Genomic DNA, 16,631 nt, shown 5'->3' with positions numbered 1-16,631 from the left:
TCAGCGGCGGTCCGGGCCCTGCGCGATGAGCCGCTCCAGAAGCTCCTGGAAGTCGTCGCCGACGACGATCCGCAGGTCGCCGCGCTCCTCGTCGTGCTCGCTGAGCTGGGTGAGCGTGCCGCCGCGCCACCAGAAGACGTACGGGCTGATGGCGCCCGGCGTGTCCTCGTACCCGGAGGCGGCGAAGGAGGCCATCGCGCCGAGCGCCGGGATGATCGAGGTGTCCCGGATGGGATGGAAGGCGAGCTGGTGACGGAAGGGCAGGGCGACGAGCGCGCCGTGCTCGCCGAGCGGAAGACCGGTGACGCGCTGGGCCACGCCGTCCAGGTCGAGGACGCGGCTCGCCGTGTAGAAGGAGTCACCGAGGATGATCTCGAAGCACATGCCGTCGGCGTCGCGGACGGTCTCGTGCTCCTCGACGGGCAGCCCGCGCAGATTGCGCAGCGCCCGGTCGCGGAGCTGCGCGTGGTCGCCGAGCCGTTCGAGCGCCTCGTCGGTGAGCATCATGACGCTCTCCGGCAGGTCGAGGGCGAGGACCTCGTACAGCCCGGGGGCGACGGTCCTGGCGTAGCCGAAGGCGCCGGCGTCGATGCCGTCACCGCTGACGACCCGGGGGTAGAGCTGGGCGCGGATCTGCTCCGGCGGGAGCGTCTCCAGGGCGGACGGACCTTCCATCGCGCGGACGACCAGGTCGACATGACGATGGATCAGCTGCGGCCAGACGCGCGTGCCCCGGCGGTCCTGGTGGCAGACGGCGGCAAGGTTGCCGAGGCCGAACCTGCGCCCCTTGTCGTCGACGACGTGGTTCGCGTAGACCGCGACCTCCAGGCCCAGCTCGGCGAAGGTGGCGCGGACGCGGCCGCGGAAGAGCGCGGCCTCCCGCTCCGAGAAGTACGTGAACTCGGGATCCCTCGGCGCGTCCTCGCCGTCCCGCTTGGGTCCTCGCCGCAGCCAGCCCACGCCCGCCCGCCTTCCGTCGCCCGTCGCCGTCGCGCCCAGGGTAGCGAGTGCGGGTGTCAGCTCCTGAGCCGTCGGGCGAACTCGGCCGCCGGACCGGCGGGTTCACCGGGTTCGTCCCCGCCGGGACCCGGGAGGAGGAGTTCGGTGCGGTGGACGAGCCGGGGTGCGACCAGCGGGACGGCGGTGGCACCCGGGACGCCGGCCGCCACGGGGAGCGGCAGGAGCGCGAGGCCGTGCCCGGCGGCGGCGAGGGCGGCCAGGGTACGGGTGTCGGTGCCTTCGTACCGCAGGGCCGTACGGAAGCCCCGGCCGGCGGGTCCGGCGTGGACGGCCCGCAGCTGACCGAGGGGGACGCCGGCCGCGGGCGCGTCGAGCCAGCGGGCGTCCACGAGGTCGTCGAGCCGGAGCCCGGCGCGCCCGGCGAGGGGATGGCTCGCGGGCAGGACGACGGCGAGCGGCTCCTCGGCGACGCCGGTCGCGGAGAGCGGGGCGACGTCGGGCAGCCGCAGCGGGTCGCTGGGGGCGGCGATCCCGTCGACGAGGCCCGCGTCGGCCTCGCCGGTGGCGACGGCCTCGGGCACCCGCTCGCGGGGCAGGCCGCGCAGGGTGACCCCGGTGGCGGGAAGGGCGGCGAGGGCACGGGGGTGCAGGGCGAGCGGGGAGGCGGCGACGCTCAGGGTCGCGCGGGGTGCGGCGGCGAACCGGCCGAGGTCGGCGCGGGCCGCGTCGAGGCGGAGGAGCAGCGCCCCGGCGTGTTCGAGGAGCCGCTGCCCGGCGGGCGTGGGTGCGACGGGCCGCCGGGTGAGGAGGGGCAGCGCGAGGTCGGTCTCCAGGGCGGCGATGTGCTGGGAGACGGCTGACTGGGTGTAGCCCAGCTCGCGCGCGGCCTCCGAGAAGGAGGCGAGGCGGGCGACGGTGACGTACGTACGGAGGAGGTGCGGGTCCACGAGGGCCGCTCAGGAACCGTCGGGCGCGGTGAGCAGAGCACGGGCGTAGTGGGCGAGCGAGCGGTTGTAGCGGGGCAGCAGGGGCGCGAGGGCGCCGAGGGCGAGGGAGGCGGCCTCGCGGTCGCGGCCGGTGTCGGCGAGGGCGAGGGCGAGGAAGGCGTCGACGGCGCCGGAGAGCGCGAGCTCGTCGGCGTCGAGCCGGTCGGCGGGGATGTCGCGCTCGGCGGTGAGGAGTTCGACGCTGCGGTCGGGCCGGCCGAGGTTGCGGAGGCTGCTGGCGAGCTGGACGACGGCCCGGCGGCGGCGCAGCCCGGTGAGTCCGTGGTCGAGGGCGCGCTCGTAGAGACGGACGGCCTCCACGGGCAGGCCGGTGGAGTCGTGGGCGGCGCCCAGCTCGAACAGGGCTGCGGCGTCGTCGGCGGGCCGCTCGGCGGCGAGTCCGGCGACGAGGGCGCGGAACGCGGCGGGCTCGTGGTCGTCGAACCGCTCCCAGAGCGTGGCGACGCGGCGCTCCCAGTCCGGCGATGCGGGCTGCGTTCCCTGATCGGTGGAGGTCATGCGGCCACCCTATCCACGGCCGCATAAGCATTCGTGATGGTGAGTGCACGAATCATCGTTGGACGTGAAGAGAGGCGGCCGACCAGCATGGTCGCCATGAACACGAACACCCCTCGCCCCACTCACCCCACCCCCCGCATCGCCCTGGTCGGCGACCGTTCCCCGCACGTCAGGTCCCATGTCCGCGTCCCCGTCCTCCTCGACGCGCTCGCCGAACGGGACGGGCTCGCGCTCGACGCGTACTGGATCCCGACGGGCGACGCGGAGGCGCCGGGCGCGGTGCGGGGCTTCGACGCGGTGTGGGTGCTGCCGGGCAGTCCGTACGCGAGCGAGGCGGGGGCGCTGGCCGCGATCCGTACGGCCCGCGAGGACGGCATCCCCTTCCTCGGCACCTGCGGCGGCTTCCAGCACGCCCTCCTGGAGTACGCGCGGAACGTCTGCGGCCTGACCCGTGCCGCGCACGCCGAGACCGACCCGGCGGCCGACCCCGGCGACCTGCTGATCGCGCCGCTCGCCTGCTCGCTCGTCGGCCACGAGGGCGTGGTCCGGGTCACCCCCGGTTCGCTCGCCGAGCGGGCCCTCGGCGCGGAGCGGACCACCGAGCGCTACCACTGCGACTACGGCCCGGACAGCCGTCACCTCGACACCCTGCGGGCCCACGGCCTGCGCTTCACGGGCGCCGACGAGGAGGGCGGGATCCGCGTCGCGGAACTCCCCGCGCACCCCTTCTTCCTGGCGACGCTCTTCCAGCCGGAACTCGCCGGTGACGGCACCCGCCCGCACCCCCTGATCCGCGCCCTGGCGACGGCGGCGGCACGGCACGCGGGGAGGCGGGCCGGTTCGGCAGCGGCGGAATCCGTTCCGCTCGGGGAACATCGGTCTCGGGGTTGAGGTTGCCGCTGCGGCAGCTCCTGCGGTCGTGACGAGCAAAGGTGGTGACGAGCAAAGGTCGTGACGAGCAAAGGTCGTCACGAGGGGGTCAGACGCGCGGCAGGTGGCGGCTCACCACGTCGAGCAGCCGCTCCGCTTCGTCCGGGGAGCTGAGCCCGCGCTTGGGCAGGACCTCCGCGAGCAGGATGTTCGGGTCGCGGCTGAGGAGCACGAGGTGGTCGCGGGTCTCGCGGTAGCCGCGGAAGACCGACCAGCGCTGGAGGAGCGTCACGTGCTCGGTCTCGGCCGTGATCCCCGTCCCGCTCACGGAGGCCCGGTACTCGCCCTGCCATTCGACCGTGCGCAGCGCGTGGTTCGCCTGGATGTGGGGCGTCGCCCAGATCAGGACGGCGCAGAAGGCGGCGAGCGCGATCGGCACCGTGAAGGTCCGCTGCGCGGCCACGAGCAGCAGGGCGCTGCCGCCGAACAACAGCGTGAAGCCCCATCGGACCAGGTGGAGGCGCCGAAGCCGCTCACGCACGAGGACGGCCGTGAGGACGTCGGCGCGCGTCGGGCGGTAGACCAGCTCGACCGCGTCCTGGACGCCGCTCTGCCCTGATTCCATGACCATGACACGCGATCGTACTGTCCTGCTAACTCATCCTGACGATCAGGTGAGCGCGGTCCCGACCCCGGGCCACCAGACGGGCGTTGACCTCGTCCGAGTCGTGGACCCAGCGCTCGGCCCCGGCCCGGTCCTTGCCGAAGCGGACGTGTCGCTCGACGAGCCGGGGGACGCGGCGGCGGTCGTCCAGGTCCAGATACCAGACCTCGTCGAGGAGGGGCAGGGCCGCGGCCCAGGGGCCCTCGTCATGGAGCAGGTAGTTGCCCTCGGTGACGACGAGCGGGACCTCGGGCGGGACGGGTATCGCCCCGGCGATCGGCTCTTCGAGCGAGCGGTCGAAGGCCGGGGCGTAGACGGTGGTGCCGGGCTCGGGGGCGCGGAGCCGGGCGAGGAGAGCCGTGTACCCGGCGGCGTCGAAGGTGTCGGGCGCGCCCTTCCTGCCGGCCAGGCCGAGGCGCTCCAGCTCGGCCTGCGCGAGGTGGAAGCCGTCCATCGGGACGAGGACGGCGAGCCCGTCGAGGCGCGCGACGAGCCGCGCGGCCAGCGTGGACTTCCCGGCCCCGGGCGCGCCGACGATGCCGAGTATCCGCCGATGGCGCGCGCCGGGCCCCTGCTCCTCCCCCTGCTCCCGCTCCCGCTCCCGCTCCGGCCCCTGCCCCTGCTCCGCGAGGGCGCGCGCCCGGGCGGCGAGCCGGTCGAACCACTGCGCGTCCATGCGGGGATTCTCGCACCGGGCGAGCCGGTTGACGCGGGTAGATTCGTCCGTACTACTTTTGACCCCATGCCGTCCATCGCACTCGTCTCCCTCGTCGTCCGTGACTACGACGAGGCCATCGCCTTCTACACCAACGCCCTCGGCTTCGACCTCGTCGAGGACACCGACCGGGGCGACGGCAGTCGCTGGGTCGTCGTCCGCCCGCGCGGCGCGGCCGGGGTCGGCGGCCTCGGCAACGCGGGCCTGCTCCTGGCCCGCGCGAAGAACGAGGCCGAGGCGGCCTCGGTCGGCAACCAGACGGGCGGCCGGGTCGGCTTCTTCCTCCACACCGAGGACTTCGCGCGCGACCACGCCCGGATGACGGCGGCGGGGGTCACGTTCAAGGAGGAGCCGCGCCACGAGCCGTACGGCTCGGTCGCCGTCTTCGAGGACCTCTACGGCAACCGCTGGGACCTCCTCCAGCCGGCGGACGACGCCCCCACCTCGTAACGACGCCTACGCCTGCCCAGGCGGCGGGCCGAGCCGGTCGAGCCGGTCCCGCTGGGCCGGTGTCAGACGGAGCTGTGCCGCCGCGACGTTCTCCTCCAGGTGTCCCACGCGTCCGGTGCCCGGGATCGGGAGGATGACCGGCGAGCGGCCGAGGAGCCACGCGAGGGAGACCTGCGCGGGAGTGGCGTCGAGTTCGGCGGCGACGTCGGCGAGTTCGGCCGACGCGCCGTCCGACACGCCGCCCGGCGTTCCTCCGGCGACCGGCCGCCACGGCAGGAACGCGATGCCCGCCGCCTCGCAGGCCGCGAGCACGGGCTCGTGTTCGCGGTCGACCAGGCTGTAGCGGTTCTGCACGCTCGCGACGTCGACGATCTCCCGTGCCCTGTCGAGTTCGGTGACGGTGACCTCGGACAGGCCGATCCGTCCGACCTTGCCCTCCGTCTGAAGCTCCCGCAGGGCCCCGAGCTGGTCCGCGAGGGGCGTCCCCGGATCGATGCGGTGCAGCTGGAGCAGCTCGATCCGCTCGACGCGCAGCCGCCGGAGAGCCTGCTCGACCTGGTCGCGCAGGGCGTCCGGCCGGGCGTCGTGCTTCCAGCCCTCCGCCGAGTCCGCGCGCACGATGCCGACCTTGGTGGCGACGAGCAGTCCGTCGGCGTACGGGTGGAGGGCTTCGGCGAGGAGCTCCTCGTTGGCGCCCCAGCCGTACATGTGAGCCGTGTCGATCAGCGTGACGCCGAGCTCGACGGCTCGGCGGGCCACCTGGAGGGAGGCCTCGCGAGCGGGGCCCGCCCCGGTCGGCAGGCGCATGGCCCCGAATCCGAGCCGCCGCACGCCCAGGTCCCCGCCGATGCGAAACGTGGTCGCAGTCATCTCTCGTCTCCACCTCTCGATCAAACGGCAAGGCTAACAAGGTGGTTGATCGTGCCCGAGGACGAAAACCGCTGTCGCGCGGCCCGTCGCTCTCCCTACACTCACGTCTCGACGCACCGATCGGTGCGCCGGGAGCCGTCCGTCCGTCCGTCCGTCCGAGGGGAGAAGACCGTGCGCAGCCACAGTGCCGTCGCCGTGTCCTCCTCCCGTGCCCGGTACGACGTGATCCTCGCCTCCTCGGCCGAGCGGTGGCGGCTGCGCGCCCGCCATCGCCGCCCGTGACGACGTCACACGCCTGACCTTCGTCCGGGAATCGCGCTGCCCTGTTCTCCACGCAGCAGCGAAAGGCACGACACCGTGCGTACGAACCTCACGCCCGTCATCCGCAACCTCGGCATCCTCGCCCACGTCGACGCGGGCAAGACCACCGTCACCGAGCGGATCCTCTTCCTCACCGGCGCCACCCACAAGCGCGGCGAGGTCCACGACGGCACGACCGTCACCGACTTCGACCCGCAGGAGCGGGACCGGGACATCACCATCTTCGCCGCGGCCGTCAGCTGCGACTGGGCAGGCCACCGGATCAACCTGATCGACACACCGGGTCACGTCGACTTCTCCGACGAGGTCGAGCGCTCGCTGCGCGTCCTCGACGGCGCCGTCGCCGTCTTCGACGCCGTCGCGGGCGTCGAGCCGCAGAGCGAGACGGTGTGGCGGCAGGCGGACCGGCACGGTGTCCCGCGCATCGCGTTCGTCAACAAGCTCGACCGCGCGGGCGCGGACCTCGACGGCGCCGTGGAGTCGATCCGTACGCGCCTCGGCACGGTCCCGCTCCCCGTCCAGCTGCCGATCGGGCGCGAGGACGGCTTCACCGGCGTCGTGGACCTGGTCCGGATGCGGGCGTACGTGTGGGCCGACGGCGCCGACACGTACACCGTCCTGCCGGTCCCGGACGGACTCCGGGACGAGGCCCGGCACCGCAGGCGACGCCTGGAGGAGACGGTGGCGGAGCTGCACCCGGCGGCCCTGGAGGAGTTCTGCGCGACGGACGCGCTCTCCGCGGAGACGCTGACGGGCGCGCTCCGCGACCTCACCCTCACCGGCGAGGCCGTGGTCGTCCTCTGCGGCTCGGCCTACCGCAACCGCGGCACCGAGCCGCTCCTCGACGCCGTCGTCGCGTACCTCCCGGCACCGTCCGACATGCCTCCGGTACGCGGCGAGACACCGGCGGACCCCGAGGCGCCGTTCACGGCGCTCGCGTTCAAGGTGACCGCGACGGCCACCGGCCGCATGACCTACGTCCGCGTCTACGCGGGCACGCTCACGAAGGGAGACACCGTGCTCGACACCACCACCGGCCGCACCGAGCGGATCTCCCGCATCCTGCGCGTCCAGGCGGACCGGGCGACGGAGCTGGACGCGGCGCGCGCCGGGGACATCGTCGCCGTCGTCGGGCCGAAGGCCGCCCGCCCGGGCGCGACGCTCTGCGCTCCGGACGCGCCGGTCGTCCTCGAACCGCCGACGACCGCCGACCCGGTGGTCTCGGTCGCCGTGGAGGCCCGCCGGAGCACGGACACCGGCCGTCTGGCGACGGCTCTCGCCCGGCTCTCCGAGGAGGACCCGTCGCTCGTCGTGCGGTCCGACCCGGAGACGGGCCAGACGGTCCTGTCCGGCCTCGGCGAACTGCACCTGGAGGTCGCGGTGGAGAAGCTCCGGCGCGACCGGGGCCTTGAGGTGACGGTCGGCCGTCCACAGGTCGCGTACCGGGAGACGGTGGCGAAGGGTGTCACCGGTCTGCTCTACCGGCACGTCAAACAGGACGGCGGCGCGGGCCAGTTCGCCCATGTCGTCATCGACGTCGAACCGACGGGCCCGGACTCGAACTCGGTCTCGAACTCGGTCTCGAACTCGGACGGGGAGTTCACCTTCCGCTCCGCCGTCACGGGCGGTCGCGTACCGCAGGAGTACGTCCGCGCGGTCGAGGCCGGCTGCCGGGACGCCCTCGTCGAGGGCCCCCTCGGCGGTCACCCGGTGACGGGTGTCCGGGTCACGCTCACGGACGGCGCCACGCATCCGAAGGACTCATCGGAGATGGCGTTCCGCACGGCGGGCCGCTTCGCCCTGCGCGAGGCGCTCCGCGCGAGCGCGATGACGCTTCTGGAACCGGTGGCCGACGTGACGGTCACGGTCCCGGCGGAGTCGGTCGGCGCGGTCCTCGGCGACCTCGCGGCCCGCCGGGGCCGGGTGACGGACCAGACGACCCGCTCCGGTACGGCGGTGGTGTCGGCGACGGTCCCGCTGGCCGAACTCTTCGGCTACGCGTCCCGCCTCCGCGGCCGCACCCAGGGCCGGGGCACCTTCACCACCCGCCCCGCGGGGTACGCCCCGGCTCCGGCCCCGTAGGACCACCTGAACGCCGCCGTTCGGCCCGCACAAGCAGTGCGGGCCGAACGGGCACGGCGACACACCGGCTCTACGGCGCCAGGGTGCGCAGGACGCAGAACTCGTTGCCCTCGGGGTCGGCCATGACCACCCAGCTCCGGTCCGGTCCCTGGCCCACATCCACCTTGGTGGCGCCGAGGCCGAGCAGTCTCGTCACCTCGTCCTCGGTGCTGACGTCGATCGGGCTGATGTCGAGGTGAAGCCGGTTCTTCACGGTCTTGCCCTCGGGCACCTTGTCGAAGCAGATGGTGGGCGGCATCTGGCGCGCCCGGACTTCCTCGGCGGTCGGCTCCCAGGAGCCGATCTCGATCAGATCCCCGTTCCGGTCGATCACCTTGAAGTCCAGGACCTCGCACCAGAAGGCCGCGAGCACCTCCGGATCGTGGCAGTCAACGGCCAACTCGGTGAACCTACTTGTCATGACACTCCCAGATAGCGTGGAAAGGGCTCAGGGTATGTCGCTCGCCCGGCGGATCCGAGCTCTTTTACGGGCGGACGGCAGCGCCCGTGCCGAGGCCGACCGGCCCTTCCCGGCACTGCCGATGTTCACGGCCACGGCGACGGCACCACAGTGAGGGGCAGATCGAGCTCCGCCCGTACGGTCTTCCCGACCGGTACGCGGTCGAGCACCGTCCACCGCGAGGCCAGCGCCTCGACGAGGAGCAGACCGCGCCCGCCCTCGCCGTCGAGGGGCCGGGCGCGGTCCGGCGTCCCGCCGGGCGGCCGGCGCTCGCCCCTGGTGTCGGAGACGTCGACCCGGAGCAGCGAACCGGGCGTGTACGTGAGCGTCAGCTCGCAGTCACGCCCGGGCACCCGGCCGTGGGTGACGGCGTTGGCGGCGAGTTCGGCGACGAGCAGGCCGACGGTGTCGGAGGCCTCGGAGCCGTACGGGAAGCCCCAGCGGTGGAGCTGGTGGACAGCAAGGCGGCGGGCGAGCCGGGCGCCGCGCGGGGTGGAGCTGAAGCGCTGCACGAACACACGTACGGTGACGGGCACTTCGCGGGTCACGGGGGTGGTCATGGGGCCAATGTGACGCCGCGCGGGGCTGGTTACCAGGTCAGAAACTCGTACGCTGCGACAGCGTACGGGTTCACGCTCTGGACGGTACCGGTAACTACCCGTAACGATGGGTGCGTTCCAGACGAGCGCACGGGTGCGGGAGGTGGCCGGGTGATGGACGAGGTTCCGGACGAAGTGACGGACGAGGCGTCGGGCGAGGCGACGAACGGGGGCGAACCGGAGTCGACGGACAGCCTGAAGGCCTTCGGGGAGGTGGTCAAGGCCTTCCGCAAACGGGCCGGACTCACGCAGGAGCGCTTCGCGCCGATGGTGGGGTACTCGGTGCCGACGGTGGCCTCGATCGAGCAGGGCAGACGCTTTCCCCCGGTCGCCTACGTGGACCGGTCGGAGGTGGTGCTGGACGCCTTCGGGGCGATCCGGGGTGCGGCGAAGCACGTGGCGCGGAACCCGGGGCTCGCGAGCTGGTTCCGCCAGTGGGCGAAGCTGGAGGCTCAGGCGGTGACCCTCTACACGTACGAGAACCGGCTGGTGCCGGGTCTGCTGCAGACTCCCGCGTACGCGAAGACGCTCTTCGACGAACAGATCCCGGCACTGGGCGACGAGGAGGTCGAGACGAAGCTCGCGGCCCGAGTCAAGCGGATGAAGCTCCTGACCGACCGCCCCCACACGATCTACAGCTTCATCATCGAGGAGCATGTCCTGCGCCGCCAGACCGGCGGTCCGGAGGTCATGCGCGAGCAGATCGCCCACATCCTCGACATCTGCGCACGCCGCAACATCGACTTCCAGATCATGCCGCAGACGCGTGAACACCACGCGGGGCTCGATGGGCCCCTGCAACTCCTAGAGACCCCAGAGAACAAGTGGTACGCCTACTGCGAGGGGCAGCGCGCCGCCCACCTCCTCGCCGACCCCAAAGAGGTCAGCATCCTCCAGAAGCGATATGCCAGGATGCGGGCACAGGCTCTGTCCTTCGAGGAGTCCGTGAGCCTGCTGCGGGAGATGCGAGGAGCACCATGAGCACCACAGACCTGGCCTGGTTCAAGAGCAGCTACAGCAGCAGTGGCGACGGAGACTGCGTCGAAGTCGCCCTGTCCTGGCGCAAGTCGAGCTACAGCAGTGGCGGTGACGGCGACTGCGTCGAGGTCGCCGCCTGCCCCGCCACGATCCACATCCGCGACTCCAAGAACCCCACCGGCCCCCAACTCGCCCTCTCCCCCGCCACCTGGACGGATTTCCTCTCCCGGCTCGGCTGAGACGGCGTCCGACCGGAAGCATCACTTCCATGTCCTCTGTTCGTCACAAGCCGTAGGGGAACGGAATATGGCCACGGCCCGATGTGCAGAATCGGATCGTCAGCCACACCGTTCAAGCCATGTGACATACACGGGGGATCACCATGGGCGCTGCCCGCAAGAGTTGGAAGACGTACGCCCTGGGAGCCGCGGCCGTCGCCGCGCTCCTCTCCTCCACGGCCTGCCAGCCGGGCGGCGGCTCGGACGACGGGGCGGCGGGCACGCCGCCGTCGGGTAGCGCGAGCGCGACGACCGGCTCCGAGCAGCCCAGCACTCCGGGTGCGACCGAGACCACCGAACCCACCGAACCCAGCGAGTCGGCCGCCCCACCCGTCGCGACCGACTCCGCCACGCCCGGCGGCGGCGACGGCGACGGGGGCGGCACGGCCGCCGCCCGGGCCTGCGTCGACGACGACCTCTCGTACGACACGTCGTACTGGCCGAGGGACTCGGGCCAGCACCTCCTCCTCACGGCCACCAACAACTCCGACAAGCCCTGCACGCTCTACCACTACCCGTTCGTCTACTTCGGCCAGGAGACCGAGAACCCCCTCGGCCCGATGGAGTCGAAGCCGACGGCGATCGCCACGATCGGGCCGAAGGAGAAGGCGTACGCGGGCATGAAGCTCTTCCTCGGGGGCGAGAAGACGGTCACGTACGAGTCGTTCGGCCTCGCGCTCGCGAACCCCAAGCAGACCGAGCAGGGAGCGGCGCTCGACATCGCGCTGTCCGACGAGGTCAAGTTCGTCACCGTCGGCCCCAACCCCTCGGTCACGTTCTGGAACCGCGACCGCCGCGAGGTCGAGAAGTACGTCTTCAAGGCCAGGTGACCTGATCCGACCTCGGGCAAGGACCGGACGGGTCCGCCGCCCGTGAGTGCCCTGTGCCAGGATGCGGGGACCGGCCATCCACCGCACACGGACGAGTCGGCGCCGTACGAAGCGAGGAGCACCACGATGAACACCACCCCCGCCCCCTACCTCTCCGAGCTGTTCTCGCTCGACGGGCGCATCGCCCTCGTCACCGGCGGCAGTTCCGGGATCGGCCGGGCCATCGCCGGGGCGCTGGCCCGGGCCGGGGCGCGTGTGGTGGTCCTGGCGCGCAAGGAGGGCGAGCTCGTCGCGACCGTGGACGAGCTGACGGCCGCCGGCTGCCGCGCCGCCTGGGTGAGCGCCGACCTGAGCACCCGCGAGGGCATCAAGGCGGGGGCCGAGGCGGCGGCGGCCGTCTTCGGAGAGCCGGACATCCTGGTCAACTCGGCGGGCATCAACCTCCGTCCGCCGTTCGGCGAGCTGGGCGAGGAGGTGTGGGACACGACGATGACCGTGAACCTGGAGGCGCCGTTCCTCCTCGGTCAGCGCTTCGGCCCCGGGATGGCCGAGCGGGGCTTCGGCCGGATCATCCACGTCACGTCTCAGCAGGCGCACCGCGCGTTCGTCCAGAGCGGGGCGTACGGGGTGTCCAAGGGCGCGCTGGAGTCGCTGGCCCGCTCGCAGGCGGAGGCCTGGTCGCCGTACGGCGTCACGGCCAACACCCTGGTGCCCGGCTTCGTGATGACCGCGCTCAACCGGCGGCTCTCCTCCGAACCGGAGAAGGTGGCCGCCCTGGCCGCCCGCACGATGGTCGGCCGCAACGGCCTCGCCGAGGACTTCGCGGGCGCGGCCGTCTTCCTGGCGAGCGCCTCCTCCGCGTACGTCACGGGGCAGTCGCTCTTCGTGGACGGCGGGTTCTCCGTCCACTGAGCGGACGGGAACTCCTTTCAGGGGCTGAGCGGAGCCCCCGACCAGGCGGCGAAGGCCTCGGCACAGTTGCCCAGGACCGCCGCCGTGGGACCGAGCGACGCGGCCGGGGCGGCCGAGAGGGTCAGTACGGGCCCTTCGGCCGGGTTGCCCACCGTCACGGCGCACTCCACCGTGGCCGACGGCCCTTCCGTACCGGACGGGACGGTGACCGTCAGGGTCAGTTCGCAGCCGCCCGCGCGCACGCCCGAGGCGTCGAGGCGCCCGGTCATCGCCTCGATCAGCGGTTCGGTGCTGCTGTCCAGGGAGCCCGGCCCCAGCGGGAAGACCTCGTCCACGGCCACGACGCCGATGCCCCGCAGGGTGGTCGCCCGCAGACGCAGCGCCCGGGCACCGTACACGCCGCTGCTGTGCAGGACGTAGACGGCGACGAGCGCGGCTCGTACGGCGGCGGCGAGGTCGGCGGAGTCGCCGCGCTCGCCGGGCAGCGGGAAACTCCAGCGGGGCGCGCGGAGTCGGGCCGGTGCGATCCCCTCCGCGAGCGCGGTCAGGCCCTCGCGCACGGTCGCCCCGAGGAGCCAGGCGCCGCCGGGGCCGAGGAGGACGAGCCGGCCTTCCTCGTCGACGGCGAGCGGCGCGTCCGTGTCCGTACGGCCCAAGGGGAAGAGCCGGACTCCCAGGTCGGCCGCGAGCCGGTCGAGCTGCGGGCTCGCGAAGCGGGCCTCGCGGGGGTCGACGACGCAGCCGGTGGCGGCGACCTCGCGCCCGCCGTCCGGGGCGGGCGGGACGCGCAGGCCGTGGAACTCGCGGACGGCCCGCTCGGCGGCGGGGAAGACGCTCCCCCCGCCGACCGTCACCGTCGTGAGGATCGCCAGCATGGCCGCGTCCCCCGCGTCACGCCCCTGCCGCCAGCCGGCCTTCGTCAGTACGTCGTCCACGGAAAACGTCATCCCTCGCCGTGGAGGACGTCGATGCCGAGCCGGTCGAGGAGCGCCGTGCACGAGCGGCAGACCTCGGCCTCCGTACCGTGCTCGGGGTCGCCGTGCGGGCGGATCTTACGGGCGACGAGCGCGGCGCCCTCGAAGTGCGGGGCCGCCTCGTCCAGGGTGATCGTCCGTCCGTCGGCCCGCTGCCGGTCGAGACCGAAGAGCTCGTCGGAGACGAGCGCGGACTCGGCGCAGTAGCCGATGAACGGCTCCCGCAGGGACGGCGGGAGCGCGTGGAAGAACTCCTGGACGGCGGGGTGGAGGTGAGGCTCGCCGTCACCGGCGAGGTTGGTGTGGCTGGTGATCGTGCCGTGCATGAGCAGCGACGCGGCCGTGCCGGGAATCAGGTCAGACATAGAAATCCTCCGCGTCCTGCATGGGCGCGTGGGCGAAACTGATCATCGCCTCGTGCTTGTCGGCGCCCATGTAGTAGGCGCCGGTGTGGTGCAGGTAGAAGAACCTGCCCTGCTCGTCGACGAGCACGGGGGACGAGTCCGAGCTGTCGAGGCCGACCGGGAAGAGGCGTACGCCGAGGTCGCGGCTCAGTTCGGCGACATCGGCCGGAGCCGACCGGTAGCCCAGGTACGGGGTGAAGTAGAGGTACTCCTCGCGGGGGGCGTCGATCGTCAGGCGCAGCCCGCCGTGCTCGGTGAGGAACGCGGTCGCGGCCTCGAAGGGCTCCACCGGGAAGCCCGCTTCCCGGTACTGCTCGGCGACCTCCTTGATCAGCGCCGGTACCTGGTCGGTCACGTCGCGGCCGGGGAACCATCCGTGTTCCCCGAACCAGGCGTCGACGTCCTCCCGGGTTTCCATTCGCGGCACGGGAACTCCTTATCCGGTGTAGGCGGAGACGCCCGCCATGTCCATTGCGATCTCACACGATCGGCACGGGGCTTTGTACTCGCCGTGGCCGAGGGGGTGCGGTTTGACCTGCTCGCCGATCTGCACGCTGTAGACCTGCGATCCCTTCATGGCCTCGCGTACGTCGTCGGCCGACTTGATCGAGGTGCCGTCGGGGTCGAGGCTCCGCAGCCGGTCCGAGACCAGATTGGCCTCCGCGCATTTGCCGTGTCCCGCCCCCGGGTTCCTGCCTTCGCCTTCGATCTGCGCCTTGACGTCGTCGTAGATCGACTGCATGGCGGGGTGCAGGTCGGGCAGCTTCTGGCCCGCTCCCTTGGTGGAGCTGGAGTGGCTCGTGACGGTGCCGTCGTGCAGGAGGCTGCCGGAGCACGATCCGTCGAGGAGGTTCGTGCCGGGCGGGAAGTGGGTCTTGGCAAGGTCGATCTGGTGCTTGGGGTCGTTCGGGTTGTCGGGGTCGGCCTTGCGCGCCTGGTTCGCGAGGTCGCGGGCCTCCTGGACCAGCGCCGCCCGCTGCTGTTCGGGCGTCAGGTGGCTGACGTCGAGCGGGTCCGTCCGGTGGTGCCTCATGTTACCGGCGGAGCTGCCGTGCCAGGGCGGGGCCGGTGAGATGCGGTTTCCGCCGGGGTTGTTGCCGCTGCCGCTGCCCGGCCCGTTACCGCCGCCGCCCCCGCCGCCTCCACCGCCGCCGTTTCCGCCGCCTCCGCCGCCGTTGTTGTCGTGGTCGCCCTTGCGCTGGCGGGCGAAACGGTCGCGGAGGTTGTCGTCGGTGTTCTTGTGGTCGACGGAGATCTGCTTGACGGCCTTGGGCAACGTCTGGCCGACATGGTCGCCCATGTTCTTCGCAGCCTTGGTCAGCGCTTCCAGCGCCTTGTCCGCGATCGGATCGATCGCGTCGGCGATCGAGTCACGGCCCCGCGTCCGGCCGTGCGCGGTCTTCGCCTTCGTGAGCTTGCCCGCCGTCTTGCCATGGATCCCCGCGCTGACGGTGTTCAGCTGGGTGGAGGCATGGGTGTGCTCGGCATGCTCGATGTGCAGGTTCTTCAGCCCCCCACCCTTCGAGCCACCGCCACCGCCGCCGGCCGACGCCAGGTTCAACGACTCCTTGCCCGACTGGACGCCCTCCTTGAAACCGTCCTGCCCGGCGTCCTTCGTCTGGTCGAGGTCCACCCCGTCCTGCAGACCGATCGCCACCGCGCCCAGCTGGACCACCAGATCCGCCGCCATGCCCTCAAGCGCCGCCACCGCAGGCTCGGTCATCGCCGCCACGACGTAACCGACGGCCTCCTCCACGCACTCCTTGATCAGCCGCTTGATCACCTCCTGCGTGGCCCGCATCGCCGCCGCGCCGATCAGCGCCGACAGCCCACCCGTCACCGGAATCAAAGAGATCGCGATACCGGCCTCGGCCGCCAGGTAGCCCAGCTGGACGAGCGCCGCGAGCTTCATGCCCTCGATCGCACCCGCCGCCGTGTCCAGACCACCCGCGACCGTCCGCGCCGCACCCGAGATGTCCTTCAGATGCTTGGTCTTGATCTTCGCCCAATGCTCGTTCAGCGCGTCGAGCGCCTCACCCTCACCCGACGACAACAACCGCTCGAAATGATTGTTCGCGAGCTGACCGTCGTCCTCCAGATCCTCCGCGAACTCCCTGAGCGCGTCCGCCATCTCGCGATACGCGTCCTCGTCGACGTTCGGCCACGCCACCCCGATCAGATCGAGAAGAGTGTCCGCCCAGTCCGGAACCGTGACCGCCACGTTCCCCCGCCCCCCGTTGAAGACTGTTTGCAATCCGCAATAGTCCTACCACAGGGGGCTGGTGACGAGGCGTCCGGGCGTCAGCCCTCGTCCGGCTCCAGGCGCAGCGAGATCGAGTTGATGCAGTACCGCTGGTCCGTCGGGGTGGGGTAGCCCTCGCCCTCGAAGACGTGGCCCAGGTGCGAGCCGCAGCGCGAGCAGCGGACCTCGGTGCGGACCATGCCGTGGGAGCGGTCGTCGATCAGCTCGACCGCCGCGGAGTCCTTGGGGTCGAAGAAGGAGGGCCAGCCGCAGTGCGATTCGAACTTCTCGTTCGACGTGAAGAGCTCCGCGCCGCAGGCCCGGCAGGAGTACACGCCCTTGGTCTTCGTGTCCGTGTACTCCCCGCGGAAGGCGGGCTCGGTGCCCGCTTGGCGGAGCACCTGGTACTCCGCCGGAGTGAGCTCCGCACGCCACTGCTCGTCCGGCTTCTCGACCTCGTACGCGGTCATCGGATGCT

19 protein-coding genes and 1 pseudogene are annotated in these 16,631 nt (G+C 72.2%); 7 read left to right on the top strand and 13 right to left on the bottom strand.

Translation table 11 applies throughout. The annotated features are described in order from the left end of the window. From ACFWWU_RS26065 to ACFWWU_RS26055, 3 genes are read right to left on the bottom strand one after another with little or no spacing between them, the layout of a single operon-like run. Positions 1-960, bottom strand: a complete 960-nt coding sequence (locus tag ACFWWU_RS26065; RefSeq protein WP_384148268.1) for a hypothetical protein — start codon at positions 958-960, stop codon at positions 1-3. Positions 961-1,016: 56 nt separating this feature from the next. Further along, positions 1,017-1,907 (bottom strand): LysR family transcriptional regulator, encoded by an 891-nt coding sequence (locus ACFWWU_RS26060; RefSeq protein WP_384148266.1) that lies wholly within the window; start codon positions 1,905-1,907, stop codon positions 1,017-1,019. Positions 1,908-1,916: 9 nt separating this feature from the next. Further along, positions 1,917-2,465: a tetratricopeptide repeat protein gene (locus tag ACFWWU_RS26055; protein WP_384148264.1), complete on the bottom strand. Its 549-nt coding sequence runs from the start codon at positions 2,463-2,465 to the stop codon at positions 1,917-1,919. Positions 2,466-2,561: 96 nt separating this feature from the next. On the opposite strand from ACFWWU_RS26055, the gene ACFWWU_RS26050 reads away from it, so the two are divergent. Then, positions 2,562-3,356: a hypothetical protein gene (locus ACFWWU_RS26050; protein ID WP_384148262.1), complete on the top strand. Its 795-nt coding sequence runs from the start codon at positions 2,562-2,564 to the stop codon at positions 3,354-3,356. Between the two features lie 88 nt (positions 3,357-3,444). Here the strand turns inward: ACFWWU_RS26050 and ACFWWU_RS26045 are convergent, their stop codons facing one another. Further along, positions 3,445-3,966 carry a YcxB family protein gene (locus ACFWWU_RS26045; RefSeq protein WP_384148260.1) on the bottom strand — a complete coding sequence of 174 codons (522 nt, stop codon included), beginning with the start codon at positions 3,964-3,966 and terminating at the stop codon, positions 3,445-3,447. Positions 3,967-3,988: 22 nt separating this feature from the next. Beyond that, positions 3,989-4,675, bottom strand: coding sequence for a nucleoside/nucleotide kinase family protein (locus ACFWWU_RS26040; protein WP_384148258.1), 687 nt, complete (start codon positions 4,673-4,675; stop codon positions 3,989-3,991). A gap of 66 nt (positions 4,676-4,741) precedes the next feature. Here ACFWWU_RS26040 and ACFWWU_RS26035 point away from each other — a divergent pair, with 66 nt between their 5' ends. Then, entirely contained in the window at positions 4,742-5,164 is a 423-nt protein-coding gene (locus ACFWWU_RS26035) for a VOC family protein (protein ID WP_384148256.1), read from the top strand. A 6-nt stretch (positions 5,165-5,170) separates the two neighbouring features. Here the strand turns inward: ACFWWU_RS26035 and ACFWWU_RS26030 are convergent, their stop codons facing one another. Then, the gene (locus ACFWWU_RS26030; RefSeq protein WP_384148254.1) at positions 5,171-6,034 is read right to left on the bottom strand and encodes an aldo/keto reductase; all 864 of its coding nucleotides are present in this window, start codon (positions 6,032-6,034) and stop codon (positions 5,171-5,173) included. A gap of 357 nt (positions 6,035-6,391) precedes the next feature. Between ACFWWU_RS26030 and fusA the strand changes: the two genes are divergently transcribed. Next, entirely contained in the window at positions 6,392-8,437 is a 2,046-nt protein-coding gene (fusA, locus tag ACFWWU_RS26025) for an elongation factor G (protein WP_384148252.1), read from the top strand. Between the two features lie 70 nt (positions 8,438-8,507). Here fusA and ACFWWU_RS26020 read toward each other — a convergent pair whose 3' ends face one another. Beyond that, positions 8,508-8,897 carry a VOC family protein gene (locus tag ACFWWU_RS26020; RefSeq protein ID WP_384148250.1) on the bottom strand — a complete coding sequence of 130 codons (390 nt, stop codon included), beginning with the start codon at positions 8,895-8,897 and terminating at the stop codon, positions 8,508-8,510. 125 nt (positions 8,898-9,022) lie between these two features. Next, a complete protein-coding gene (locus tag ACFWWU_RS26015) occupies positions 9,023-9,496 on the bottom strand; it encodes an ATP-binding protein (protein WP_384148248.1) in 474 nt (157 codons plus the stop codon). 153 nt (positions 9,497-9,649) lie between these two features. Here ACFWWU_RS26015 and ACFWWU_RS26010 point away from each other — a divergent pair, with 153 nt between their 5' ends. The 4 genes from ACFWWU_RS26010 (at position 9,650) to ACFWWU_RS25995 (ending at position 12,533) form a co-directional block, all read left to right on the top strand. Next, a complete protein-coding gene (locus ACFWWU_RS26010) occupies positions 9,650-10,516 on the top strand; it encodes a helix-turn-helix domain-containing protein (protein ID WP_384148246.1) in 867 nt (288 codons plus the stop codon). Continuing rightward, positions 10,513-10,752, top strand: coding sequence for a DUF397 domain-containing protein (locus ACFWWU_RS26005; RefSeq protein ID WP_384148244.1), 240 nt, complete (start codon positions 10,513-10,515; stop codon positions 10,750-10,752). Before ACFWWU_RS26010 ends, ACFWWU_RS26005 begins: the two co-directional genes overlap by 4 nt. Before the next feature lie 143 nt (positions 10,753-10,895). Further along, the gene (locus ACFWWU_RS26000; RefSeq protein WP_384148242.1) at positions 10,896-11,621 is read left to right on the top strand and encodes a DUF4232 domain-containing protein; all 726 of its coding nucleotides are present in this window, start codon (positions 10,896-10,898) and stop codon (positions 11,619-11,621) included. Between the two features lie 126 nt (positions 11,622-11,747). Next, positions 11,748-12,533 carry an SDR family NAD(P)-dependent oxidoreductase gene (locus ACFWWU_RS25995; RefSeq protein WP_384148240.1) on the top strand — a complete coding sequence of 262 codons (786 nt, stop codon included), beginning with the start codon at positions 11,748-11,750 and terminating at the stop codon, positions 12,531-12,533. Positions 12,534-12,550: 17 nt separating this feature from the next. Here ACFWWU_RS25995 and ACFWWU_RS25990 read toward each other — a convergent pair whose 3' ends face one another. From ACFWWU_RS25990 to msrB, 5 genes and pseudogenes are all read right to left on the bottom strand, one after another. After that, the gene (locus ACFWWU_RS25990) at positions 12,551-13,468 is read right to left on the bottom strand and encodes an SUKH-3 domain-containing protein (RefSeq protein ID WP_384148238.1); all 918 of its coding nucleotides are present in this window, start codon (positions 13,466-13,468) and stop codon (positions 12,551-12,553) included. 8 nt (positions 13,469-13,476) lie between these two features. Continuing rightward, on the bottom strand, positions 13,477-13,872 hold the full coding sequence (locus ACFWWU_RS25985) for a YwqJ-related putative deaminase (RefSeq protein WP_384148236.1): 396 nt from the start codon (positions 13,870-13,872) through the stop codon (positions 13,477-13,479). After that, positions 13,865-14,329 carry an SUKH-3 domain-containing protein gene (locus ACFWWU_RS25980; protein ID WP_384148395.1) on the bottom strand — a complete coding sequence of 155 codons (465 nt, stop codon included), beginning with the start codon at positions 14,327-14,329 and terminating at the stop codon, positions 13,865-13,867. The genes ACFWWU_RS25985 and ACFWWU_RS25980 overlap by 8 nt, the downstream gene beginning before the upstream one ends. Before the next feature lie 72 nt (positions 14,330-14,401). Next, positions 14,402-16,132: pseudogene (locus tag ACFWWU_RS25975) on the bottom strand (YwqJ-related putative deaminase); the annotation flags it as partial. Between the two features lie 80 nt (positions 16,133-16,212). After that, on the bottom strand, positions 16,213-16,623 hold the full coding sequence (gene msrB, locus ACFWWU_RS25970; protein WP_384148234.1) for a peptide-methionine (R)-S-oxide reductase MsrB: 411 nt from the start codon (positions 16,621-16,623) through the stop codon (positions 16,213-16,215). Positions 16,624-16,631: the final 8 nt, after the last annotated feature.

The sequence above is a fragment of the Streptomyces sp. NPDC058650 genome, from assembly GCF_042717315.1.
GTDB lineage: Bacteria > Actinomycetota > Actinomycetes > Streptomycetales > Streptomycetaceae > Streptomyces.
Note: the sequence above shows the minus strand (reverse complement) of the source record. Positions and strands in the feature narration are given on the sequence as shown.